This window comes from Acidovorax sp. JHL-9, assembly GCF_000426205.1.
In the GTDB taxonomy this organism is placed as follows: Bacteria; Pseudomonadota; Gammaproteobacteria; order Burkholderiales; family Burkholderiaceae_C; genus Acidovorax; species Acidovorax soli.
Genome location: NZ_AUEX01000009.1, coordinates 81,664 through 103,997 on the forward strand (window position 1 = coordinate 81,664; position 22,334 = coordinate 103,997).

Below are 22,334 nucleotides of genomic sequence, written 5' to 3' on the forward strand. Positions count from 1 at the left end.
CGTTATTCGCTGGAAGGCAAAAACGTATCAGCGTGCGCTTCTGACGCGCAGCAGCTCGTCCAGGATCAGGCAGACCGCCCCCACGGTGATGGCCGCGTCGGCGATGTTGAACGCCGGAAAATGCCAGCCGCGCAGATGGAAGTCGAGAAAATCGACCACGTAGCCGTGCATCAGCCGGTCCACCACATTGCCCACGGCGCCGCCCAGGATGCTCGACAGCGCAAAGCAGAACAGCTTTTGCCCCGGGTGTGCGCGCAGCTGCCAGACGATGAACAGCGTGGCGGCCACGCCGATGCCCGTGAACAGCCAGCGCTGCCAGCCGCCCGCGTCGGATAGGAACGAGAAGGCCGCACCCGTGTTGTGCGCGCGCACGATGTTGAAAAAGCTGGTGATGGTGGTGGCATCGCCGAGCCGGTAGTAGCCCAGGATCAGCGTCTTGGTGAACTGGTCGGCCAGCAAAATGACCACCGCCCAGGCCAGCCAGGGCCACAGGCTGGCGCCTGGGCTGCGCATGAATGAGGTGCTGCCCCGGGCCATCAGGCCACCTTCCGTTCTTCGCCGCTGCCAAAGAGGTTGCTGGTGCAGCGCCCGCACAGGGTGGGATGGGCCGCGTCGTGGCCCACGTCGTCGCGGTAGTGCCAGCAGCGCTCGCATTTGGCATCCGAACTGGCCCTGGCGTTTGCCTTTAAAGCGCTTCCAGCTATTAATTCAATAGTGGAGGTGATGAAAACGAACTTCAGGTCATCGCCCAGGCTGGCGAGCAGCGCGTGGTCCTCGGGGGGCGCTGTCAGCGTGATGCAGGCCTGCAGCGAGGCGCCCACCTGGCCGGCGGCGCGCAGCGCCTCGATGTCCTTGTTGACGGCGTCGCGGATCTCGCGGATGCGGCTCCACTTGGCCAGCAGGCCGTCGTCGCTGTGGCCCAGCGCCGAGAAGGTCTCGATGAAGATCGACTCGGAGTGACCAAAGATCTTCCACGCTTCTTCGGCCGTGAATGACAGGAATGGCGCCATCCAGCGCAGCATGGCGTGCGTGATCTGGTGCAGCGCGGTCTGGGCGCTGCGCCGCGCCAGGCTCTTGGGGGCCGTGGTGTAGAGGCGGTCCTTGAGTACATCGAGGTAAAAGCCGCCCAGGTCTTCCGAGCAGTACAGCTGCAGCTTGGCCACCACGGGGTGGAACTCGTACACCCGGTAGTGGGCCAGCAGGTCTTCCTGGAACTGCGCGGCGCGCACCAGCGCGTAGCGGTCGATCTCCAGCATCTGCTCGAACGGCACGGCGTCCTTGGCCGGGTCGAAGTCGCTCACGTTGGCCAGCAAAAAGCGCAGCGTGTTGCGGATGCGGCGGTAGGCATCGACCACGCGCGCCAGGATCTTGTCGTCAATCGCCAGGTCGCCCGAGTAGTCGGTGGCGGCGCACCACAGGCGGATGATTTCGGCGCCCAGCTTGCCGCTTACCTCCTGCGGCGAGACGGTGTTGCCCAGCGACTTGCTCATCTTCTTGCCCTGGCCGTCCACGGTGAAGCCGTGCGTCAGCAGGCCGCGGTAGGGCGCGCGGCCGAAGATGGCGCTGGCCAGCAGCAGCGAGCTGTGGAACCAGCCGCGGTGCTGGTCGTGGCCTTCGAGGTAGAGGTCGGCCTCGGGTCCTTCGTCGTGGTGCATGCTGCCGTGCGTGCCGCGCATCACATGCCAGAAGGTGGAGCCCGAGTCGAACCACACTTCGAGGATGTCGGTGCTCTTGGTGTAGTGCACGGCGTCCTCGGCGCCGAGCACCTCTTCGGCCGTCATGCGGCTCCAGGCCTCGATGCCGCCCTGCTCGACGATGGAAGCGGCCTGGTCGATGATTTCCATGGTGCGCGGGTGCAGCTCGCCCGAATCCTTGTGCAGGAAAAAGGGCAGGGGCACGCCCCAGCTGCGCTGGCGCGAGATGCACCAGTCGGGCCGGCCGGCGATCATGTCGCGCAGGCGCGATTTGCCGTTCTCGGGGTAGAAGTGGGTCTGCTCGATGGCGGCCAGAGCGGTCTGGCGCAGCGTGCCGGGGGCCTTGTCGGTGGTGAACACGCCCTCGCCCTCGTCCATGCGCACGAACCACTGGGCGGCGGCGCGGTAGATCACCGGCGTCTTGTGGCGCCAGCAGTGCGGGTAGCTGTGGGTGATGGTGGTGGTGCCCAGCAGGCGCCCGGCGGCCTGCAGCGCCTCGATGATGATGGGGCAGGCCTTCCAGATGTTGAGCCCGCCGAACAGCGCCAGCGATTCGTCGTAGCGGCCGTTGCCCAGCACGGGGTTCAGGATGTCGTCGTACTGCATGCCGTGCGCCACGCACGAGTTGAAGTCTTCCACGCCGTATGCAGGCGAGGAGTGCACGAGGCCGGTGCCGTCGGTGGCCGTGGCGTATTCGGCCAGGTACACGGGCGAGAGGCGGCGGTAGCCGGCATCCACATCGTGCAGCGGGTGCTCGAATTCGAGGCCGGCGAGCTGTTTGCCCTGGGTCACGGCCAGCACCTGGCCTTGCAGGTTCCAGCGCTGCAGGCAGGATTCCACCAGCGTTTCGGCCACGATCAGCAGGCCACGCTCGGTGTCCACCAGCGCATAGGGCAGGTCGGGGTTGAGGTTGAGCGCCTGGTTGGCGGGGATGGTCCAGGCGGTGGTGGTCCAGATGACGGCAAAGGCGTCCTTGGGCACGCTACCGGAGGGGCCTTCCAGCCCTGGCAGACCGAAGGCCGCAGCCAGCCGGGCTGGGTCGTGCGCCTTGAAGGCCACGTCCAGCGTCTGGCTCTTCTTGTCCTGGTATTCGATCTCGAACTCGGCCAGCGACGAGCCGCAGTCGAAGCACCAGTACACGGGCTTGAGGCCGCGGTACACGTAGCCGCGCTCCATCACGCGCTTCAAGGCGCGCAGCTCGCCCGCCTCGTTGGCGTAGTTCATGGTCTTGTAGGGGTTGTCCCACTCGCCCAGCACACCGAGGCGCTTGAAATCCTGCATCTGCTGCGCGATCTGCTCGGTGGCAAAGGCGCGGCTCTTGGCCTGCATCTCGTCGCGCGGCAGGTTGCGGCCATGCAGTTTTTCGATGGCGTTTTCGATGGGCAGGCCGTGGCAGTCCCAGCCGGGCACATACAGCGCGTCAAAGCCTTCGAGCTGGCGCGCCTTGGTGATCATGTCCTTGAGGATCTTGTTGACCGCGTGGCCGATGTGCAGTTGCCCGTTGGCATAGGGCGGGCCGTCGTGCAGGATGAACTTGGGCTTGCCGCAGCGCGCATCGCGCAGCTTCTTGTAGACGCCCTGGTCTTCCCACTCCTTGACCCAGGCCGGCTCGCGCTTGGGCAGATCGCCGCGCATCGGGAACGGCGTGTCGGGCAGGTTCAGTGTGCTGCGGTAGTCGGTGGGTGCGGGACTGGCGTTGTCGGACATGGATAAGCCTTAAAACAGGGCATTCCGGGGCGGGCCCGGGTCAAAACGGGAGGAGGGCACGGGAGGCGAATGGGTCGCCCGTGCAGGTGCTGCGCAGGGCAGCCACCTCAAATTCGGTCGCGCGTGGTCTGGCGCCGGGTCTCGGTATCGGAGGGGGCGTGGGCCGACGCAAAGTAGGCACGTGCATCGGCGCAGTCTTTGGCAATACCCGCCGTCAGGGCATCGAGACCGTCGTATTTCAGCTCGTCGTGCAGTTTGTGCAGCAGTTCCACGCGGATGATTTTACCGTACGCCCCCTCGGGCCCCAGATCGGCGGGCCAGTCCAGGCAATGGGTTTCGAGCAGCACGCGGCCGCCGTTCACATCCGCTGGATCGAGCGAGGGCCGCACGCCCAGGTTGGCGACCCCGGGCAGGGGCGCATGGCCCAGGCCATGCACCAGCACGGCAAAGATGCCGCTGGCGGCGGGCTTCCAGTGCGCGAAGCGCAGGTTCAGGGTGCGAAAACCGTCGTCGGCACCAGCGTTGCTGGCCCCCAGCGCACGCCCGAGCTTGCGCCCGTGCACGACATGGCCGCTGATGGTGTAGGGCCGGCCCAGCAGGCCGGCGGCGGCGGCCATGTCGCCGCGCTGCAGCGCATCGCGCACGGCCGAGCTGGAAACGCGCAACCCATGGACCTCATAGCTGTTCATGCGGGCCACGTCAAAACCCAGATGCTGGCCCGCCGAGTCCAGCATGGTGTAGTCGCCCGCCCGCTGGGCACCAAAGCGGAAATCGTCGCCCACCAGTACATAGCGTGCGCCCAGGCCGCGCACCAGCACCTCGTCGATGAAGGCCTGGGGCGGCTGGGCGGCCAACCGCGCATCGAATGGCAGCACCACGGCCTGCTGCACGCCGCAGCGCTGCAGCTCGGTGAGCTTGTCGCGCAGCGTGCCGATGCGGGCCGGAGCCAGGTCCGGCTTGCGCAGCGCACCGGCGAAATAGTCGCGTGGATGGGGCTCGAAGGTCAGCACGCAGCTGTCCACGCCCCGGTGGGCGGCCTCGCTGTTCAGCAGGGCCAGCATGGCCTGGTGGCCCCTGTGCACGCCGTCGAAATTGCCAATGGTCAGCGCGCAGGCGCGGGCGATGTCCGGGTGGTGGAAGCCGCGAAAGATCTTCATCGGTTTGATATTGTTTTGATAGCAGCTTGCGCTGATGTATCAAGCGCAAGACGCCAATTTGTCATGAAAACGGAGTATATTGTGATCGCAGTGCCATCCGTGTTCCGAATCCTTGTGTACTTTTGTTCCAGGAGGCGTGTTGTGAAGGTCTTGAAGCTGTCGGCCCAAGGGCTGCCCCAATCGTGGATCACATTGGAGCAGGCGGTGATTCACTATGCCGCCGGGGAGGTGCGCTGGGAGTCGGGCGGACAGATCGCCCGTTTCCGGGGCGGCTACAGCGCCATCACGGGCGAGCAATCGGTGATTGCCGTCAACAGCATCGTCGGCACCCGCGGCGTGCCGGGCATCAACCCTTTCGATCTCAAGCCCAGCCTCACCAACAGCAAGCTGTTTGCGCGCGATCGCAATGTGTGCGCCTATTGCGGCGGCCATTTTCACGAAGAAGACCTCACGCGCGAGCACATCGTGCCGTTTGCGCGCAACGGCCAGAACCACTGGATGAACGTGGTCACGGCCTGCCGACCCTGCAACCACCGCAAGGGCCCACGCACGCCTGAGCAGGCCCACATGCCCCTGCTGTATGCGCCCTATGTGCCCAGCCTGTGGGAAGACTTCATCCTGCGCAACCGGCGCATCCTGGCCGACCAGATGGAGTTTTTGATGGCCCATGTGCCCAAATCGTCGCGGTTGCTGGTCTGATCGGGCCGTCCCGCCCGTGGCCCATCGGGGGATGCACCGCCTTGGCGCCACGGGGTGGGCTGTGGTCAAATAAGGGTTTTCCCTTGGTTTTCCAGCATGATTGTTCGTGAGCGTCCGTCGGGGCTGCGCTTGTTTCTGGTCCTGCGCGGCTCGGTGTTGCACCGCATTCGCCTCACCTTGCTGCTCAACATCTTGCTGGCGACCCTGGTGACGCTGGTGCATGGCAACCTGTTCACGCTCAAGATCACGCTCACCGCCATTCCTTTTACCCTGATCGGTCTGCCGCTGGCGATTTTTCTGGGCTTTCGCAACACCACCGCCTACGACCGCTACTGGGAAGCCCGCAAGCTCTGGGGCGAGATCGTGCACCGCACGCGCACGCTTTCGCGCCAGTGCCAAGGCCTGATCCAGCTGTCTGCGCCGCTCAACCCCGCCCAGCGTGACGACGATGTGCGGGTGCGCATGGTGCACCGCGCCATCGCGTTCGTGCATGCGCTGCGGCTGCAGCTGCGCGACCAGCGCGATGACGCCGTGCTGCAGCGCTGGCTGACAACGGCAGAGTTTGAAAAAGCGCGCAGCACCTCGAACCCCGCCGACGCCATCATGCTGCACATGGGCCGTGACCTGGGCGAGTGCGTGCGCCAGGGCCAGATCGAGCCCTGCCTGGCGGCATCGGTGGATGCCACGCTGTCCTCCCTGACCGCCTCGGCCGCCTCGTGCGAGCGCATCAAGAACACCCCCGTGCCGTTTTCCTACACGCTGCTGCTGCACCGCACGGCCTACATGTACTGCTTTTTGCTGCCCTTCGGTCTGGTGGACACCACGGGGTTCATGACGCCTTTTGTGGTGGGCATCGTGGCCTACACCTTCTTCGGTCTGGACGCGCTGGGCGACGAGATCGAGGAACCCTTCGGCCTGGAAAGCAACGATCTGCCGCTCGACACCCTGTGCAGGGCCATCGAGATCCATTTGCGCGAATCGCTGGGCGAGAAAGACCTGCCGCCCGCGCTGGAGCCGGTGAACTTCCAGCTGACCTGAGCGACAGGCCAGCAAGAAAAAACCGCCCGAAGGCCAATGCCAGTCAGTTAAGCCCTGACTGGCATTTTTTTGGTGGGTACTTGCTGCGTGTCGATCGCTTGACCTCGCGCGGGAAGCTTCGATCAGGTCGTCGAGGCGGGAGCACGAAGTAGTGAGCCTGATCCAGAAGGCGCTGCAAATGCTGGGGCAAGGCGCCCGCGCGCGCCAGGTGCATGGTGTTGAGTGCACCGACGATCGCGTGCTGCGCGGTGTGAAAGCTGATGCGGGTGGGTGCCACACCGACATGCTGAGCCATCAGACGCATCCAGCGCCGCAGCAGCGTGTGCGCAATCAATACGCCCCAGACCTCTTGCATCACCAGTTCGGGCTGCTTGCTGCGCAACACGCCCTGGCCTTGCTGCAGCGACTGCTTGATTTCACGAAACCCCAGCTCGATCTCCCAACGCTGACGGTACAGCTGCGCCAACTCGGGTGCGGCAAACCGCGAGGGGTCACTCAGCGAGGTGATGAAGCGCCTGGTCTTGCCACCCGCATGCACCTGGATCAAGCGGGCCAGCCAATGGCTGGGCAGCTCTGGGCGCAGTTGCCTGGCGCGTTGCGACACCGGCATGCGGATCAGCCAGTCGCCTTCGCCCAAGGTTTGAACGATCTCATAGCGCAGATTGTCCTTGGCGCGCATGAGCCAATGGCGCTGAGCCCCTGCGTTCTGCCAGTCCAACAAGAATGCCGCTGAGAAGTACGCGCGGTCAAACAGTGTGATGGACTGATCCAGTCCGCGCAGATCGGCTGCCAGCGTCAACTCGCCGCAGTGGTAGTCCCCCAGTCTGGCATCAAGCAACTCGTGGCTGTCGGTATCGAGCAGGCACACGCCTCGCACCATGGGCCAAGGCTGAGCGCCGTATTGCGTCATCCCACTGCCCAGCACTTGGCGGTTGTCCTGGCTGTCGGGCGCAGACCAGACCACGCCATCGACTGCCAAGACGCGCAAAGACTCTGGATGCACCGGGTGGGATCGCCCCCAGGCATCGGTGAGCAAGCCGAACAGATGTGCCAAGGGCTCGCAGCCCAGTCTTTGGCGAGCCTGAACGCTGCTGCTGGGTACGGGCAGGTCTTGCCCATTGAGCGTGAGCGCCATCTCCTGCACGACTTGCCACAGCGGCATGTGGCGAAACAAGGCCAGGCCAATCACCAGCCAGACGGCGTGTTCGGCGGGCAGCTTGCGGCGACGGATGGAGGCCTTGCCGGTGGCGTGCAAGGCTTGCTCTATCCAGGCAGGATCAATCAACGATCCCAACTCGGCCATCCCACTGGCGGGCATGGCCGCCAGAGTCTCATTCAAGGTGTTTTGCAGCAGGATCGACAAAATAAAAAGGGAACGTGAAACACGTTCCCTTTTTACTGCCAATCAGATCAAGCCAAGCTTAACTGACTGGCATTGGCCCGAAGGCGGTTTTTCGGGCGGCGGGAACCTGGCCTCAGGCAAACACACCCGCGGTGTCCTGCATGCGCGCCGACACTTCACCCAGGTGGTGCAGCGTGTCGCCAAAAGCCACTTCGAGTTGGGTGAGCTTCTTGAAGTAGTGGCTCACGATGTATTCGTCCGTCACGCCGATGCCACCATGCAGTTGCACGGCCTGCTGGCCCACGAAGCGCATGGACTGGCCCAGCTGCACCTTGGCGCGGGCCATGGCGCGGCGGCGTTCGTCCGCGGGCGCGCCGAGCTTGAGGCTGGCGTAGTAGCTCATCGAGCGGGCCAGCTCCAGCTGCATCTTCATGTCGGCCACGCGGTGGCGCAGCGCCTGGAAGCTGGCAATGAACACGCCGAACTGCTTGCGCTGGTTCATGTATTCGACGGTGATGGCGACGGTCTTGCCCATCACGCCCACGGCTTCGGCGCAGGTGGCGGCGATGCCGGTGTCCACGGCCAGCTCCAGCGCGGCCAGGCCATCGGTGGTGATGAGCGTGGCGGGGGCATTGCTCAGCTGCACTTCGGCGGCGCGGCTGCCATCTTGCGTGACGTAACCCTGCGTGGTCACGCCGCTCGCAGTGCGCTCGACCAGGAAGAGGGCGATCTTGCCGTTGAGCTGTGCGGGCACGATGAAGGCGTCCGCCTTGTCGCCAGCGGGTACTACGCTTTTAGTAGCTGTTACCGCATAGCCTGATTGCGCCGGAGCCGCTTTGGCCTCGCAAACATCCAGGCGGTAGCGCGCCTTGCGCTCCTGCTGCGCCAGTACCACCAGCGCCTCGCCGCTGGCCACGCGGGGCAGCCAGGCCGATTGCATGTCGGCCGGTGCGTAGTGCGACAGCACGCTGCAGGCGATGAAGGCCTGGGCAATGGGCTCCAGCACAATGCCGCGGCCCAGTTCTTCGGCCACCACCATGGCGTCGATCGCGCCCTGGCCCATGCCGTCGTGCGCTTCGGGCACGGTGAGTGCGGTCAGGCCCAGCTCGGCCAGTTCGTTCCAGGCGGCGCGGTCAAAACCACCCGCGGCTACGGCAGCGCGGCGGCGCTCGAACGTGTAGCCCTTGTCCACCCACTTGCGCACGGCGTCGCGCAGCTGTTCCTGGTCGTCAGAAAAATCGAAATCCATGTGTCTCTCCTTGTGCTGGTTGTGGCGCCGTGGCGCCCTCAACAACCAGCGAAGCTCTATCGGGAACCCCCTCCCGGAGGGGGCACGGGGGAGCAGTTCTGTCGCGCAAGGCGCGGACCGTACTGGGCGTCAGCCCAGAACGGTCTGCGCCACGATGTTGCGTTGGACCTCGTTCGAGCCACCGTAGATGGTGGTCTTGCGCAGGTTGAAGTAAGTGGATGCCAGCGGCGCGTTGGCGGTGACGCCGCCGGGGAAGTTGCCCTGCCAGCCGGCTTCCATGGCTTCTTCGATGAAGGGCATGGCAAAGGGGCCTGCGGCCAGCATCATCAGCTCGGCGTAGCGCTGCTGGATCTCGCTGCCCTTGATCTTGAGCAGGCCGGCGATGTCGAGCGAGTTCTTGCCCGACTTCTCGTTGGATAGCACGCGCAGCACCAGCATTTCCAGCGCCACGATGTCCACTTCCAGCAGCGCGATCTGGTCGCGGAAACGTTGGTCCTCCCACACGCCTTCGGCCCGGGCGATGCGCTTCAGGCGCTCCAGCTCGCGCTTGCTGCGGTTCACGTCGGCGATGTTGGTGCGCTCGTGGCTCAGCAGGTGCTTGGCGTAGGTCCAGCCCTTGTTCTCTTCACCGATCAGGTTCTCGGCAGGCACCTCGACGTTGTCGAAGAACACTTCATTGACTTCACACTCGCCGTCCAGCAGCTTGATGGGGCGCACGGTCACGCCCTTGGACTTCATGTCCAGCAGCAGGAAGGAGATGCCGGTCTGCGGCTTGCCCTCGGTACTGGTGCGCACCAGGTTGAACATCCAGTCGCCGTGCTGGCCCAGCGTGGTCCAGGTCTTCTGGCCGTTGACGATGTATTTGTCGCCCACGCGCTCGGCGCGGGTCTTGACGCTGGCCAGGTCCGAGCCCGAGCCCGGTTCGCTGTAGCCCTGGCTCCACCACACTTCGCCGCTGGCGATGCCGGGCAAGAAGCGCTTTTGCTGCTCGGCATTGCCAAACGCCATGATCACCGGGGCTACCATCACGGGGCCGAAGGGGATGATGCGGGGTGCGCCGGCGAGGGCGCATTCTTCTTCAAACAGGTGCTTTTGCACGGCCGTCCAGCCGGGGCCGCCAAACTCCTTCGGCCAGCCAAAACCGAGCCAGCCCTTTTGGCCCAAAATCTTGGCCCAACCCTGCATGTCGGTGCGGGTCAGGCGCAGGGCGTTGTGCACCTTGTGGGAAATTTCCTTGGGCAGGTGGGCGTGAACCCATGCGCGAACTTCTTCGCGGAAGGCCTGTTCTTCGGGTGTGAATGCGAGATCCATCGGTTTGTCTCCAAATGATTCCGCTGTTGTAGCACGGGCGTTCGTTTCACTCCTGTCCGGGTGGCGACATTGGACTGAAGTCAGGGGAAATGCCCAGTTCGGAACACAGCCGCTGCACGGTATTTCGGAGGATGGCCACTTCGGCCTCCAGGGCATCCACACGGGCCTGCAGGGCGGGCGACGGGGCTGAGCCCACACTGCCTGCGGGCACATGGCTGGGGGTGGTGTCCACGGGCCCGCACATCAAATGCGCCCAGCGCTGCTCACGGGCGCCGGGCGCGCGGGGCAGCTGCACGACCAGCGGGCCGCCTTTTTCGGCGCTGCGCTCCTGCAGTTCGTCCAGAAAGGCTTCTACCGAGGAGATGTCGGCAAAGCGGTACCAGCGCTCGGCGTTGATGCGCAGCTCGCCCGCCGTCTGCGGGCCGCGCAGCATCAAGAGGCCCAGCAGCACCGCCGACTGCTCGGGCACGCCCACGCCGCGCTGGAAGTTGTGCTCCCAGCGGGTGGTGCGGTTGCCGCTGCTCTCGAACGCCAGGCTCAGCAGCTTGAGCGAATCCAACGCTTCCTGCGCCTGGGCATCGCTCAGCTGCATCACCGGGTCGCGGCTGGTCTTCTGGTTGCAGCCGGTCAGCAGGCCGTTGAGCGACATGGGGTAGCTGTCGGGCACGGTGCGGGCCTTCTCCATCAGGGTGGCGAGCACGCGGGCTTCTTGGGGTGTGAGGGGGCGGGTACGAGGGTCGAACGGCATGGCGGGGATAATTGCAGGCAATGAAAAACATTGTGATTTTGATCTCTGGCGGCGGCTCCAACATGGCCACCATCGTCCGAACCGCGCAGCAGGAAAACTGGGAGCAGCGCTATGGCGCGCGCGTGGCCGCCGTGGTCAGCAACAAAGCCGATGCCGGCGGGCTGGTTTTTGCCCGCGCGCAGGGCATTGCCACCGAGGTGCTGGACCACAAGGCCTTTGCCAGCCGCGAGGCCTTTGACGCCGAACTGGCCGCCACCATCGACCGCCATCAGCCCGCCCTGGTGGTGCTGGCCGGGTTCATGCGCATCCTCACGCCGGGTTTTGTGGCGCATTACGCGGGGCGGCTCATCAACATCCACCCCTCGCTGCTGCCGGCTTTCACCGGGCTGCACACGCACCAGCGCGCCATTGATGCGGGCTGCAGGTTTGCCGGTGTGACGGTGCACCAGGTGACGGCCGAACTGGACGTGGGCCCGATCCTGGACCAGGCCGTGGTGCCTGTGCTGCCGGGGGACACGGCCGATACGCTGGCGGCGCGTGTGCTCACCCAGGAACATGTGATCTACCCGCGCGCTGTGCGGGCGCTGGTGCAAGCCTTGTAACTGCGTTGGCGCAACGGAGGGTCAGCTCTCCATGTCAGGGGTCGCATCGCTGCAGCGCTCAAAGCGGGGCCGCAACTGCCCATCCACCGAAACGTTTTCCAGAAACATGGCTGCAGGGCGCACCCACAGGCCCCGCTGGCCGTAAAGCGCGCGGTACAGCGTCATGGGCTCCAGCGTCTCGCTGTGGCGCACGGTGTCGATCACCTGATAGAGCATTCCCTTGTAGTGGCGGTAGAGGCCAGGTGGCGTGCGGATGAGTGCGGGCAGGTCTTCGTCGGTCATGGGGGAAGGGCGGTGAATCAGAGCAGTACAGAGGGGAGGCGCAGATTGTGCGCGCCTGGTGCGCTCGCAACGAGCCGTCCCGCAGGCGGCTGCGGCAGTGCCGGCTGACGCAGAAGGGCCGCTGTGCCGCTGCGTCTCGGGGTGAGGTGCATGCACCGATCAGGGTGTCGGTGGGACAATCGGGGCATGCATCCCAAAGTCCTTCTCGACGCCTGCGCCGAACTTGTCAGGCTCACCCTTACGTTTGAACACCCCGCCGACGCGGTGGTGTCACGATTCTTCCGCGATAACCGGGGCCTGGGCCCCCGCGAACGTGCCACGCTGGCCGAGACGGTTTACACCGTGCTGCGCAAGAAGCTGCTGTTCGACCACATGGCGCCCTCGGGCTCGGGCCCCAAGGAGCGCCGCCTGGCCATCCTCGGCTTTCATGGCCCGCGCGATTTTCTCAAGAGCGCGCTGACCGATCAGGAGAAGAACTGGCTGGACCAGTGTGATGCGGTCACAGTGGATGACCTGATGGAGCGCCATCGCCACAACCTGCCCGAATGGCTGGTCAAGCCCCTCAAGGACCAGCTGGGGGAGGGTTTCTGGCCGCTGGTGGAGAGCCTGGCACAGAGCGCGCCACTGGACCTGCGTGTCAATGCGCTCAAGGACAAGCGCGCCGATGTGCAAAAGGAGCTGGCCAAGGCCGGTATCAAGGCGCATCCCGCGCCGTATTCGCCCTGGGGCCTGCGCGTGGACGACAAGCCTGCGCTGACCAAGCTCGATGCGTTCACGCGCGGCGCCATCGAGGTGCAGGACGAGGGCTCGCAGTTGCTGGCCCTGCTGCTGGACGCCAAGCGCGGCGAGATGGTGGTGGATTTTTGCGCGGGCGCGGGCGGCAAGACGCTGGCCATTGGCGCCAGCATGCGCAGCACCGGCCGCCTGTATGCGTTTGACGTGTCGGCCCACCGGCTCGATGCGCTCAAGCCGCGGCTGGCGCGCAGCGGCCTGTCGAATGTGCACCCGGCAGCCATCGCCCACGAGCGGGACGAGCGCATCAAGCGCCTGGCCGGCAAGATCGACCGCGTGCTGGTGGACGCACCCTGCTCGGGCCTGGGCACGCTGCGCCGCAACCCCGATCTCAAGTGGCGCCAGTCGCCCAAGGCGGTGGACGAACTGGTGGTCAAGCAAACGGCCATTCTGGACAGCGCCGCCCGCCTGCTCAAGCCGGGCGGACGGCTGGTGTATGCCACCTGCAGCATCCTGCCGCAGGAAAATGAGGCCATTGCCGAGGCTTTCAGCGCCGCGCACACGGACTTCCGCCTGCTGGACGCCGGTGAATTGCTGGAGCAACTCAAGGTGGAGGGCGCCAGGGGGCTGTGCAGCGGTGGTGATACCGGCAGTGGTTATTTGCGTTTGTGGCCCCATGTCCACCAGACCGACGGATTTTTCGCGGCGGTCTGGGTCAAAAAGGGCTGAACCGCAGCGGGACGCGGTATTTCCGCACCAGCGGCCGTGGGGCGTGGTGGATGGGGTATGGGAAACAAGGAGTCTTGAACATGCTGTTGCCGGATGGGGTGGCCCTGAACGCCGCCATGGATTGGCTGGCCCATGGCTTGTGGGGCCTGGCCTGGTGGCAGATCGTGCTGTACACCCTGGCCACCACCCACATCACCATTGCCGCGGTCACGATTTTCCTGCACCGCGCCCAGGCGCACCGTGCGCTGGACCTGCATCCCATTCCAGCGCATTTTTTCCGTTTCTGGCTGTGGATAGCCACGGGCATGGTCACCCGGGAATGGGTGGCCATCCACCGCAAGCACCACGCCAGATGCGAAACCGTGGACGATCCCCACAGCCCCCAGACACGCGGCCTTGGCACCGTGATGTGGCGTGGCGCCGAGCTGTACCGCGCCGAGTCGACGAATATGGAAACGATCCAGAAGTTCGGCCACGGCACGCCCAATGACTGGATCGAGCGCAATCTATACAGCCGCTTGCGCTGGCAGGGGGTGGCGCTCATGCTGGTCCTGGATCTGGCCCTGTTTGGCGCGCTCGGCGCAGCCGTGTGGGCGGTGCAGATGGCCTGGATTCCCTTCTGGGCGGCTGGCGTGGTCAACGGCGTGGGCCACTACTGGGGCTACCGCAACTTCGAGGCGCAGGACGCCAGCACCAATCTCTCGCCCTGGGGCATCCTCATTGGTGGCGAGGAGCTGCACAACAACCACCACACCTATCCGACGTCGGCCAGGTTCTCGATCAAGCCCTATGAGTTGGACATTGGCTGGGCCTACATCCGCCTGATGCAGGCGATCGGCTGGGCCACGGTCAAGAAGGTGCCACCCCGATTGCAACTGGGCGATGTGAAACCCGTGGCCGATGCAAAGACACTGGAGGCCCTGATTGCCAACCGCTACGAGGTCATGGCCGCCTATGCGCGCGGTGTGCGCCAGGCCTGCAAGGCCGAAATGGCCGCATTGCAGGCGCGCCAGGCCGATGCATCGGTGCTGAACGTCGCCATGCGCTGGCTGCACCGGGATGTCGAGAAGGTGCCTGCCGTGGTTCTGCCGCAATTGGCCCAGGTGCGCGCCGCATCACCGGTGCTCGACAAGATGATCTCCATGCGCGAAGAACTGCGCCAGCTGTGGCTCAACACTTCGCACTCGCGCGAGCAGCTCACGGCGGACCTGCAGGCCTGGTGCCGCCGGGCCGAGGACAGCGGCATTGCCGTGCTGCGTGATTTTTCGATGCGCCTGCGTGCGGCGCAGGCCTGAGTGCCAGCCCAGCGCCTGAGCTGCATGCAGGTTCCTTGCCACGCCCGTGGCCTGCACCCGCCTGCGGGCATGAAAAAACCGCCCAAGCTTGCGGCGGGGCGGTTTTTCCGAAAGACCTGAGGCTGGATTACTTCAGCTTCATTTCCTTGTATTCCACATGCTTGCGAGCCTTGGGATCAAATTTCATGATCAGCATCTTCTCGGGCATGGTCTTCTTGTTCTTGGTCGTGGTGTAGAAGTGGCCGGTACCCGCAGTGGATTCCAGCTTGATCTTGTCGCGTCCGCCTTTGCTTGCCATGGTGCTACTCCTTAAGCCTGGCCACGGGCACGCAGGTCTGCGAGCACCGAGTCGATACCGTTCTTGTCGATCAAACGCAGGGCAGCGCTCGAAACACGCAGGCGCACCCAGCGGTTTTCGGTCTCGACCCAGAAACGGCGGTATTGCAGGTTCGGCAGGAACCGGCGCTTGGTTTTGTTGTTGGCGTGGGAAACATTGTTCCCCGTCATGGGCTTCTTGCCCGTTACGTCGCAGACGCGTGCCATGAGGACACTCCGATACTGATAAACGGCCGTTCGCTGAGCCCTGGGCTGTTTGTTTGCCCAGGATGGCTTGCGGCCTCACCTCGCCAGAAAGGGTGGCGGTAACCCGATTTGCTGTTTCGGGGTGCCGCAAAGCGGGCCGAATTCAGCAAAGCCGCAGATTATAGCCTGATGCCCAGTTTTTGTCGCCGGGCCGCCCCAAGACAAAAAAGCCCCCGGGGGCAGCGGCCCGCGCGGCGGCGGAGCGTGGGGGCCTTCGCCTCGTCAAGCTTCCTGTTCCAGGAAGCGCTGGGCATCGAGTGCCGCCATGCAACCCGTGCCGGCGCTGGTGATGGCCTGGCGGTAGACATGGTCCTGCACGTCGCCCGCGGCAAAGATGCCGGGCACGCTGGTCTGGGTGGCAAAGCCCTTGAGCCCGCCCTGCGTGACGATATAGCCGTTTTCCATGGTCAGCTGGCCCTGGAAGATCTCGGTGTTGGGCGCGTGGCCGATGGCAATGAAGCAGCCCTGCAGTGCGATGTCCTGGGTGCTGCCGTCGAGCGTGCTCTTGATGCGGATGCCGGTCACGCCGGTGTTGTCACCCAGCACCTGGTCCAGGGTGTGGAACACCTTGAGTTCGATCTTGCCGGCCGCCACTTTCTCGTTGAGCTTGTCCACGAGGATGGGCTCGGCCTTGAACTTGTCGCGCCGGTGCACCAGCGTCACCTTGCGGGCGATGTTGGACAGGTACAGGGCTTCTTCCACGGCCGTGTTGCCGCCGCCCACCACGCACACGTCCTGGTCACGGTAAAAGAAACCGTCGCAGGTGGCGCAGCCTGACACGCCCTTGCCCATGAAGGCCTCTTCCGAGGGCAGGCCCAGGTATTTGGCCGATGCGCCGGTGGCGATGATCAGCGAGTCGCAGGTGTAGGTGCCGCTGTCGCCCGTGAGCGTGAAGGGGCGCTGGCTGAAATCAACCTTGTTGATGTGGTCAAAGATGATCTGCGTCTTGAAGCGCTCGGCGTGCTCCAGAAAGCGCTGCATCAGGTCGGGGCCCTGCACGCCGTGCACATCGGCGGGCCAGTTGTCCACCTCGGTGGTGGTCATGAGCTGGCCGCCCTGCGCGATGCCGGTGATGAGCACCGGGTTCAGGTTGGCGCGTGCCGCATAGACGGCCGCCGTGTAGCCTGCAGGGCCGGAGCCGAGGATCAGAACTTTCGCGTGTTGGGTGGAGGACATGGACAAAACCTGTGTGGTGCAGTTGCCTCAAGGCAGCTGCTGTTGAAAAAATGCGGAATCAGCTATGAAGTATCCACCGCGCGCGGCTTTTTCTGGTGACGCCTTATCAATCAGCGCGATTGTAAGAACCCATGGAAAAGCCCTGGTGATACTGCTTGCCGGATCAAGGGGGACGGGGTCCTGGCTGCCATGTGGTCGCGGCAAAACAGCAAGATAGCGTCACTTGCGTTACAGAGTGTGAGCGTGCGTGGCGGTGTGGCAGCGTGGCGGCGGGGGGTGGGGCAAGCCCCGCCGTGCATGGGGTAAGCTTGTCCGGCACGCTTATGACCTACTCCCTCAATACCCTGAATGCATCTTCTTCGGCCAAGTCTGCGCCTCGCACCGGTGCGGCCCGCTTTGGCCACGAAATAGGCCTGGTCGTGGGCCTTTTGGCGCTGGTTTTCTGGCTGCTGGCCCTGGTCAGCTATTCCGCACAGGACGCTGCCTGGTCCACTTCGGGCACGCGCGGCGACCCACTGGTGGCCAACTGGGCGGGGCGTTTTGGTGCCTGGCTGGCCGATGGCAGCTATTTCGCACTGGGATTTTCGGTGTGGTGGTGTGTGGCGGCAGGGGTGCGAGCCTGGATTGCCTCGCTGGCGCGGTGGATGCGTGGTGGCGAAGCGGCGGCGGGCACCGTCAGCCCTGCCGTGCGGCGCTCCCTGTTCTGGGGGGGGCTGGTGCTGCTGATGGGCGCCAGCACCGCGCTCGAATGGTCGCGCCTGTACCGGCTCGAAGCCTTGCTGCCGGGGCATGCCGGTGGCGTGCTGGGCTACCTTGTGGGGCCTGCCAGCGTGAAATGGCTGGGCTTTACCGGCTCGGGCCTGCTGGGCATCGTGCTGCTGGTGCTGGGGGTGGCGCTGGTGTTCCGCTTTTCCTGGGGGCATGTGGCCGAGGTGCTGGGTGCGCGGATTGATGCCCTGGTTCAGTCGCGCCGCGCCCAGCGCGAAGTGGCCAAGGATGTGGCCGTGGGCCGCAAGGCTGCGCGTGAGCGCGCGGTGGTGGTGCTGGAGGAACGCACCGAAAGCGAAGAACACCACCCGCAGCCGGTGCAGATCATCGAGCCGGTGCTGGTGGATGTGCCGCAGAGCGCCCGCGTGGTGAAAGAGCGGCAAAAACCCCTGTTCACCGAAATGCCCGACAGCAAGCTGCCGCTGGTGGATCTGCTCGACAGCGCATTGCAGCGCCAGGAAACCGTGGCGCCCGAGACGCTGGAGATGACCAGCCGCCTCATCGAGAAGAAGCTCAAGGACTTCGGCGTGGAAGTGCGCGTGGTCGCGGCCATGCCCGGCCCCGTGATCACGCGTTACGAGATCGAGCCCGCCACCGGCGTGAAAGGTTCGCAGATCGTCGGCCTGGCCAAGGACCTGGCGCGCTCCCTCAGCCTGGTCTCGATCCGCGTGGTGGAGACCATCCCGGGCAAGAACTACATGGCGCTGGAGCTGCCCAACGCCAAGCGCCAATCCATCCGCCTGTCCGAAATCCTGGGCTCGCAGGTCTACCACGAGGCCAAGAGCATGCTCACCATGGGCCTGGGCAAGGACATCGTGGGCAACCCGGTGGTGGCCGACCTGGCCAAGATGCCACACGTGCTGGTGGCCGGTACCACGGGCTCGGGCAAGTCGGTGGGGATCAACGCGATGATCCTTTCGCTTTTGTACAAGGCCGAGGCGCGCGATGTGCGCCTCTTGATGATCGACCCCAAGATGCTGGAAATGTCGGTGTACGAAGGCATTCCGCACCTGCTGGCCCCCGTGGTCACCGACATGAAGCAGGCCGCGCACGGCCTGAACTGGTGCGTGGGCGAGATGGAGCGCCGCTACAAGCTCATGAGCAAGCTGGGTGTGCGCAACCTGGCCGGTTACAACACCAAGATCGACGAGGCCATGGCGCGCGAGGAGTTCATCTACAACCCTTTCAGCCTCACGCCCGAGGAGCCCGAGCCGCTGCAGCGCCTGCCGCACATCGTGGTCATCATCGACGAGCTGGCCGACCTGATGATGGTGGTGGGCAAGAAGATCGAAGAGCTGATCGCCCGCCTGGCGCAAAAGGCGCGCGCCGCCGGCATCCACCTGATCCTGGCCACGCAGCGCCCCAGCGTGGATGTGATCACCGGCCTGATCAAGGCCAATATTCCCACCCGCATCGCGTTCTCGGTAGGCTCCAAGATCGACAGCCGCACCATCCTCGACCAGATGGGCGCCGAAGCCCTGCTGGGCATGGGTGACATGCTCTACATGGCCAGCGGCACCGGCCTGCCGATCCGTGTGCATGGGGCCTTCGTATCGGACGAGGAAGTGCACCGTGTCGTCAGTTACCTCAAGCAACAAGGGGAGCCGGACTACATCGATGGCGTGCTCGAAGGCGGAACTGTGGACGGCGACGGTGATCTGTCAGGGGACGGCGGCGGCGATGGGGGCGAGAAAGACCCCATGTACGACCAGGCCGTCGAAGTGGTGCTCAAGGACCGCAAGGCCAGCATCTCCTACGTGCAGCGCAAGCTGCGCATTGGCTACAACCGTTCGGCGCGGCTGCTCGAAGACATGGAAAAGGCGGGCCTGGTGAGCGGACTGACCACCAGCGGCCAGCGCGAAGTGCTGGTGCCGACCCGCAGCGAGTGACCGCGAACGGGCTTTCTGCCCCCTGACAGGAGTTTCCGTTGAAGAAATTGATTGCTACTTTCTTGATAGCTACTGGTGCACAACTGGCAAGCGCTGACGGCCTGAAAAGCCTGGAGTCCTTCATGAAGGGCAGCCAGACGGGTCGCGCCGATTTCACCCAGGTCGTCACCTCGCCCCCGAAGGACGGCCAGGCCGCGCGCACCAAAACCAGCAGCGGCAGCTTCGAGTTCCAGCGGCCGGGGCGCTTCAAGTTCATCTACAAGAAGCCTTTTGAGCAGACCATCGTGGCTGATGGGCAGACGCTGTGGTTGTACGACGCCGACCTGAACCAGGTGACACAGCGCACCCAGGCCCAGGCCCTGGGCAGCACGCCCGCGGCCCTGGTGGCCTCGGCGCCCGACCTGTCGGCGCTGAAGGCCGAGTTCACGCTCGAAGCGGCCCCTGACCAGGATGGCCTGCAATGGGTGCTGGCCCGCCCCAAGGCCAAGGACGGCCAGTTGCAGAGCGTGCGCGTGGGTTTTTCGGGCGAGCAACTGGCCGCGCTCGACATCCTGGACAGCTTTGGCCAGCGTTCAGCCATCCGCTTCACGGGCATGCAGACCAATGCCGCGCTGCCGCCGGGCACCTTCCAGTTCAAGCCGCCAGCAGGGGCGGATGTGCTCAAGCAGTAAGCGCTTCAGTTTCGATCGCTGCTGGTTTCAGGCGCTGGATCCATTTTTGCGCAAGGTGGGCAGCGCGGCCGCCACGCGTGCCCGTGCCAGGGGCAGCAGCTCGATCTCGAACCACGGGTGGCGCTGGAGCCAGCCATTGTTGCGCGGGCTCGGATGGGGCAGGGCCAGGACGGGCGCATCCGGCCGTGCGCAGGTGCTCTGTACTGCCTCCGCCAGCGGCTGGCCCTTGCGGGCGGGCAGGTGCCAGGCCAGGGCGTACAGGCCGATCGCGAGAGTGAGCCGCACCTGCGGCAGACGGTCCAGCAGCGGTTGGCGCCAGGCCGGTGCGCATTCGGGGCGCGGCGGCAGGTCGCCCGATGTGCCCCGGCCAGGGTAACAAAAGCCCATGGGCAGGATGGCCACTTGGCGTGGGTCGTAGAAGGTCTCGCGCGGGATGCCCATCCACATGCGCAGGCGTTCACCGCTGGCGTCGTCGAAGGGCACGCCCGAGGCATGCACCCTGCGGCCCGGCGCCTGGCCCGCAATGAGGATGCGCGCATCTGCATGCGCCTGCAGCACCGGGCGCGGCCCGAGCGGCAACTGAGCCGCACAAAGCTGGCAGGCACGCACGCGCGTGAGTAGGGCGTCGAGCGGTTCTTGGTCGTGTGGGTGCATCTCAGAGCCTGTTTACGATCCCCTGCGAGATCGTAAACAGGCTCTCAGTGATTCATGGCACGGCGCCGCATGCGAAACCGGTGCGGCCCAGGCCAGCAGACGCCGCGCAAGGGCCGCCCCGCCGCGTTGGCGGCGTCCCGGGGGAAGGTGCGAAGCGACTCAGGGGGGATTGGATATCTGCGCTCCGGCCTCGGCCAGCAGTTGGCGCAATACCGAGCGATGGCAGTGGGCCTCGTCCTCGCAGTAGCAACCCACGGAGAAATTCGCGTCCCGCGACATCCGGGCCAGGAGCGCCAGGGTGTGGCGGTTCTCGGGCGTGGCCATTTCGGCGCGGTACTTGCGCGCGAAGGCCGCCCATTCCCGGGGCGTGGCGGCAGCCTGGGCCTGCTTGACGGTTTCGGGGCCCGGCGCCAGGTTGGGGTACCAGACGTCGTACCAGTCCTGCGCCGCGAACTGCTCCTTGGGCACACCGCGCGGCGGGCGGCGCACGGTGCCGATGCGGGTGCCCTCGCCGGGGGCACGGGGACTGCCGAGTTGAACGATGCGCACGGGCATGGAAATCCTCCGGGGCTGCTGACGCGATGCGGGCCATTCTAGAAGCCGGCGGTCATTGGCTGGATTGCCGGCTACCATTGAAGGCAGCCCCTCGCCTAACGTGAAACCGCCCACCGTCTCCCACCAGCCCCTGGCCGAGCGCCTGCGCCCGCACCAGCTCTCCGAAGTCATCGGCCAGCAGCATGTGCTGGGGCCGGGCATGCCGCTGCGCCTGGCGTTCGAGTCGGGCCGGCCGCACAGCTGCATCCTCTGGGGCCCGCCCGGTGTGGGCAAGACGACCATTGCGCGCCTGATGGCCGACGCGTTCGATGCGCAGTTCATCAGCATCAGTGCCGTGCTGGGCGGGGTCAAGGACATCCGCGAGGCGGTGGAGCGTGCCGAGGCGGCCAAGGGCGGCCTCATGCAGCAGCGCACCATCGTCTTTGTGGATGAGGTGCACCGCTTCAACAAGAGCCAGCAGGACGCGTTTTTGCCGCATGTCGAGAGCGGGCTGTTCACCTTCATCGGCGCCACCACCGAGAATCCGTCGTTCGAGGTCAACTCGGCCCTGCTGTCGCGTGCGGCGGTGTATGTGCTGCAACCGCTGTCCATCGCGGATTTGAAAAAAATTGTGGCTCTGGCGCAGAAGGAGCAAGCGCTTCCAGCTATTGAAAACGAAGCAATAGAACGGCTGGTGGCCTACGCCGATGGCGATGCCCGCCGCCTGCTCAACACGCTGGAGACGCTGTCCATGGCGGCCGCCCAGGAGCAGCTGGCCGAGATCACCGACGCCTGGGTGGTCCGCGTGCTGGGCGAGCGCATGCGCCGCTACGACAAGGGCGGAGAGCAGTTCTACGACACCATCAGCGCGCTGCACAAGTCGGTGCGCGGCTCCGACCCCGACGCCGCGCTGTACTGGCTGGTGCGCATGCTCGACGGTGGCGCCGATCCGCGCTACCTGGCGCGCCGCCTGGTGCGCATGGCGGCCGAGGATGTGGGCCTGGCCGACCCGCGCGCGCTGCGCCTGGCGCTCGACGCCAGCGAGGTGTACGAGCGCCTGGGCAGCCCTGAGGGCGAGCTGGCGCTGGCCGAGTGCGTGATCTACCTCGCCGTGGCGCCCAAATCGAACGCCGTGTACAAGGCATACAACGCCGCGCGCGCCCATGTGAAGCAAGACGGTACGCGCCCCGTGCCCATGCACCTGCGCAATGCGCCCACCCAGCTCATGAAGGCGCTCGACTACGGCAAGGGTTACCGCTACGCCCATGACGAGGAGGGCGGTTTTGCCGCTGGCGAACGTTACCTGCCCGAAGGCATGGCGGAACCGGGCTTCTATCAGCCGGTGGAGCGGGGCCTGGAAATCAAGATCGCGCAAAAGCTGCGGGACCTGCGGGTGCGCAATGCGGCTGCCAGCGCGGACCCGGAAAACCCCTGAGTCACAGTACCGACCGGGCCGCCGAGCGGTGCGTCCGGCC

The 22,334-nt window shown here is 65.3% G+C and carries 21 protein-coding genes; 8 read left to right on the forward strand and 13 right to left on the reverse strand.

The features are described 5' to 3' along the window. Positions 1 to 27: 27 nt before the first annotated feature. The 3 genes from lspA to K225_RS0107595 form a co-directional block, all read right to left on the reverse strand. Positions 28 to 537: a signal peptidase II gene (gene lspA / locus K225_RS0107585; protein ID WP_026435842.1), complete on the reverse strand. Its 510-nt coding sequence runs from the start codon at positions 535 to 537 to the stop codon at positions 28 to 30. Beyond that, complete coding sequence (ileS, locus tag K225_RS0107590) at positions 537 to 3,401, reverse strand: isoleucine--tRNA ligase (protein WP_026435843.1); 2,865 nt, start codon at positions 3,399 to 3,401, stop codon at positions 537 to 539. Before ileS ends, lspA begins: the two co-directional genes overlap by 1 nt. 107 nt (positions 3,402 to 3,508) lie before the next feature. Next, positions 3,509 to 4,558 carry a bifunctional riboflavin kinase/FAD synthetase gene (locus tag K225_RS0107595; RefSeq protein WP_026435844.1) on the reverse strand — a complete coding sequence of 350 codons (1,050 nt, stop codon included), beginning with the start codon at positions 4,556 to 4,558 and terminating at the stop codon, positions 3,509 to 3,511. A gap of 141 nt (positions 4,559 to 4,699) precedes the next feature. Here K225_RS0107595 and K225_RS0107600 point away from each other — a divergent pair, with 141 nt between their 5' ends. Continuing rightward, the gene (locus tag K225_RS0107600; RefSeq protein WP_026435845.1) at positions 4,700 to 5,257 is read left to right on the forward strand and encodes an HNH endonuclease; all 558 of its coding nucleotides are present in this window, start codon (positions 4,700 to 4,702) and stop codon (positions 5,255 to 5,257) included. A 96-nt stretch (positions 5,258 to 5,353) separates the two neighbouring features. Further along, positions 5,354 to 6,295: a bestrophin family protein gene (locus K225_RS0107605; RefSeq protein WP_026435846.1), complete on the forward strand. Its 942-nt coding sequence runs from the start codon at positions 5,354 to 5,356 to the stop codon at positions 6,293 to 6,295. A 43-nt stretch (positions 6,296 to 6,338) separates the two neighbouring features. Here the strand turns inward: K225_RS0107605 and K225_RS0107610 are convergent, their stop codons facing one another. The 4 genes from K225_RS0107610 to K225_RS0107625 form a co-directional block, all read right to left on the reverse strand. Further along, the gene (locus K225_RS0107610; RefSeq protein ID WP_238323203.1) at positions 6,339 to 7,634 is read right to left on the reverse strand and encodes an IS4 family transposase; all 1,296 of its coding nucleotides are present in this window, start codon (positions 7,632 to 7,634) and stop codon (positions 6,339 to 6,341) included. Between the two features lie 136 nt (positions 7,635 to 7,770). Beyond that, entirely contained in the window at positions 7,771 to 8,886 is a 1,116-nt protein-coding gene (locus K225_RS0107615; RefSeq protein ID WP_026435848.1) for an acyl-CoA dehydrogenase family protein, read from the reverse strand. 129 nt (positions 8,887 to 9,015) lie between these two features. Continuing rightward, complete coding sequence (locus tag K225_RS0107620; RefSeq protein WP_026435849.1) at positions 9,016 to 10,197, reverse strand: acyl-CoA dehydrogenase family protein; 1,182 nt, start codon at positions 10,195 to 10,197, stop codon at positions 9,016 to 9,018. A gap of 46 nt (positions 10,198 to 10,243) precedes the next feature. Further along, a complete protein-coding gene (locus K225_RS0107625) occupies positions 10,244 to 10,945 on the reverse strand; it encodes a YceH family protein (RefSeq protein ID WP_026435850.1) in 702 nt (233 codons plus the stop codon). Positions 10,946 to 10,965: 20 nt separating this feature from the next. Here K225_RS0107625 and purN point away from each other — a divergent pair, with 20 nt between their 5' ends. Next, positions 10,966 to 11,547, forward strand: coding sequence for a phosphoribosylglycinamide formyltransferase (gene purN / locus K225_RS0107630; protein WP_026435851.1), 582 nt, complete (start codon positions 10,966 to 10,968; stop codon positions 11,545 to 11,547). 21 nt (positions 11,548 to 11,568) lie between these two features. On the opposite strand, the gene K225_RS0107635 is transcribed toward purN, so the two are convergent. Further along, positions 11,569 to 11,829 carry a DUF1653 domain-containing protein gene (locus tag K225_RS0107635; RefSeq protein ID WP_026435852.1) on the reverse strand — a complete coding sequence of 87 codons (261 nt, stop codon included), beginning with the start codon at positions 11,827 to 11,829 and terminating at the stop codon, positions 11,569 to 11,571. A 186-nt stretch (positions 11,830 to 12,015) separates the two neighbouring features. On the opposite strand from K225_RS0107635, the gene K225_RS0107640 reads away from it, so the two are divergent. Together K225_RS0107640 and K225_RS0107645 are read left to right on the forward strand one after the other, a co-directional pair. Next, on the forward strand, positions 12,016 to 13,290 hold the full coding sequence (locus tag K225_RS0107640; RefSeq protein ID WP_026435853.1) for an RsmB/NOP family class I SAM-dependent RNA methyltransferase: 1,275 nt from the start codon (positions 12,016 to 12,018) through the stop codon (positions 13,288 to 13,290). 80 nt (positions 13,291 to 13,370) lie between these two features. After that, a complete protein-coding gene (locus K225_RS0107645) occupies positions 13,371 to 14,585 on the forward strand; it encodes a fatty acid desaturase (protein ID WP_026435854.1) in 1,215 nt (404 codons plus the stop codon). A 127-nt stretch (positions 14,586 to 14,712) separates the two neighbouring features. On the opposite strand, the gene rpmG is transcribed toward K225_RS0107645, so the two are convergent. The 3 genes from rpmG to trxB form a co-directional block, all read right to left on the reverse strand. After that, positions 14,713 to 14,883, reverse strand: coding sequence for a 50S ribosomal protein L33 (gene rpmG / locus K225_RS0107650; protein WP_008904999.1), 171 nt, complete (start codon positions 14,881 to 14,883; stop codon positions 14,713 to 14,715). A gap of 11 nt (positions 14,884 to 14,894) precedes the next feature. Further along, a complete protein-coding gene (gene rpmB, locus K225_RS0107655; protein WP_010463481.1) occupies positions 14,895 to 15,128 on the reverse strand; it encodes a 50S ribosomal protein L28 in 234 nt (77 codons plus the stop codon). A 261-nt stretch (positions 15,129 to 15,389) separates the two neighbouring features. After that, a complete protein-coding gene (gene trxB / locus K225_RS0107660) occupies positions 15,390 to 16,343 on the reverse strand; it encodes a thioredoxin-disulfide reductase (protein WP_026435855.1) in 954 nt (317 codons plus the stop codon). Positions 16,344 to 16,666: 323 nt separating this feature from the next. Here trxB and K225_RS0107665 point away from each other — a divergent pair, with 323 nt between their 5' ends. Next, complete coding sequence (locus K225_RS0107665; RefSeq protein WP_026435856.1) at positions 16,667 to 19,000, forward strand: DNA translocase FtsK; 2,334 nt, start codon at positions 16,667 to 16,669, stop codon at positions 18,998 to 19,000. A 38-nt stretch (positions 19,001 to 19,038) separates the two neighbouring features. Next, complete coding sequence (gene lolA, locus K225_RS0107670) at positions 19,039 to 19,671, forward strand: outer membrane lipoprotein chaperone LolA (RefSeq protein ID WP_026435857.1); 633 nt, start codon at positions 19,039 to 19,041, stop codon at positions 19,669 to 19,671. 27 nt (positions 19,672 to 19,698) lie between these two features. On the opposite strand, the gene K225_RS0107675 is transcribed toward lolA, so the two are convergent. Together K225_RS0107675 and K225_RS0107680 are read right to left on the reverse strand one after the other, a co-directional pair. Continuing rightward, positions 19,699 to 20,325 carry a uracil-DNA glycosylase family protein gene (locus K225_RS0107675; RefSeq protein ID WP_026435858.1) on the reverse strand — a complete coding sequence of 209 codons (627 nt, stop codon included), beginning with the start codon at positions 20,323 to 20,325 and terminating at the stop codon, positions 19,699 to 19,701. A 159-nt stretch (positions 20,326 to 20,484) separates the two neighbouring features. Beyond that, positions 20,485 to 20,880: a DUF488 domain-containing protein gene (locus K225_RS0107680; RefSeq protein WP_026435859.1), complete on the reverse strand. Its 396-nt coding sequence runs from the start codon at positions 20,878 to 20,880 to the stop codon at positions 20,485 to 20,487. Positions 20,881 to 20,980: 100 nt separating this feature from the next. On the opposite strand from K225_RS0107680, the gene K225_RS0107685 reads away from it, so the two are divergent. Beyond that, the gene (locus K225_RS0107685; RefSeq protein WP_034712041.1) at positions 20,981 to 22,294 is read left to right on the forward strand and encodes a replication-associated recombination protein A; all 1,314 of its coding nucleotides are present in this window, start codon (positions 20,981 to 20,983) and stop codon (positions 22,292 to 22,294) included. The last annotated feature ends 40 nt before the right edge of the window (positions 22,295 to 22,334 follow it).

What these genes read in the sequence shown, in the direction of transcription:
- K225_RS0107645 (WP_026435854.1), top strand. Translation starts at nt 13,371, where the DNA reads ATGCTGTTGCCGGATGGGGTGGCCCTGAACGCCGCCATGGATTGGCTG.
- K225_RS0107665 (WP_026435856.1), top strand. Translation starts at nt 16,667, where the DNA reads ATGACCTACTCCCTCAATACCCTGAATGCATCTTCTTCGGCCAAGTCT.
- K225_RS0107620 (WP_026435849.1), bottom strand. Translation starts at nt 10,197, where the DNA reads ATGGATCTCGCATTCACACCCGAAGAACAGGCCTTCCGCGAAGAAGTT.
- K225_RS0107675 (WP_026435858.1), bottom strand. Translation starts at nt 20,325, where the DNA reads ATGCACCCACACGACCAAGAACCGCTCGACGCCCTACTCACGCGCGTG.
- K225_RS0107615 (WP_026435848.1), bottom strand. Translation starts at nt 8,886, where the DNA reads ATGGATTTCGATTTTTCTGACGACCAGGAACAGCTGCGCGACGCCGTG.
- ileS (WP_026435843.1), bottom strand. Translation starts at nt 3,401, where the DNA reads ATGTCCGACAACGCCAGTCCCGCACCCACCGACTACCGCAGCACACTG.
- lspA (WP_026435842.1), bottom strand. Translation starts at nt 537, where the DNA reads ATGGCCCGGGGCAGCACCTCATTCATGCGCAGCCCAGGCGCCAGCCTG.
- trxB (WP_026435855.1), bottom strand. Translation starts at nt 16,343, where the DNA reads ATGTCCTCCACCCAACACGCGAAAGTTCTGATCCTCGGCTCCGGCCCT.
- K225_RS0107595 (WP_026435844.1), bottom strand. Translation starts at nt 4,558, where the DNA reads ATGAAGATCTTTCGCGGCTTCCACCACCCGGACATCGCCCGCGCCTGC.
- rpmG (WP_008904999.1), bottom strand. Translation starts at nt 14,883, where the DNA reads ATGGCAAGCAAAGGCGGACGCGACAAGATCAAGCTGGAATCCACTGCG.
- K225_RS0107680 (WP_026435859.1), bottom strand. Translation starts at nt 20,880, where the DNA reads ATGCCCGTGCGCATCGTTCAACTCGGCAGTCCCCGTGCCCCCGGCGAG.
- rpmB (WP_010463481.1), bottom strand. Translation starts at nt 15,128, where the DNA reads ATGGCACGCGTCTGCGACGTAACGGGCAAGAAGCCCATGACGGGGAAC.
- purN (WP_026435851.1), top strand. Translation starts at nt 10,966, where the DNA reads ATGAAAAACATTGTGATTTTGATCTCTGGCGGCGGCTCCAACATGGCC.
- K225_RS0107640 (WP_026435853.1), top strand. Translation starts at nt 12,016, where the DNA reads ATGCATCCCAAAGTCCTTCTCGACGCCTGCGCCGAACTTGTCAGGCTC.
- K225_RS0107635 (WP_026435852.1), bottom strand. Translation starts at nt 11,829, where the DNA reads ATGACCGACGAAGACCTGCCCGCACTCATCCGCACGCCACCTGGCCTC.
- K225_RS0107625 (WP_026435850.1), bottom strand. Translation starts at nt 10,945, where the DNA reads ATGCCGTTCGACCCTCGTACCCGCCCCCTCACACCCCAAGAAGCCCGC.
- K225_RS0107605 (WP_026435846.1), top strand. Translation starts at nt 5,354, where the DNA reads ATGATTGTTCGTGAGCGTCCGTCGGGGCTGCGCTTGTTTCTGGTCCTG.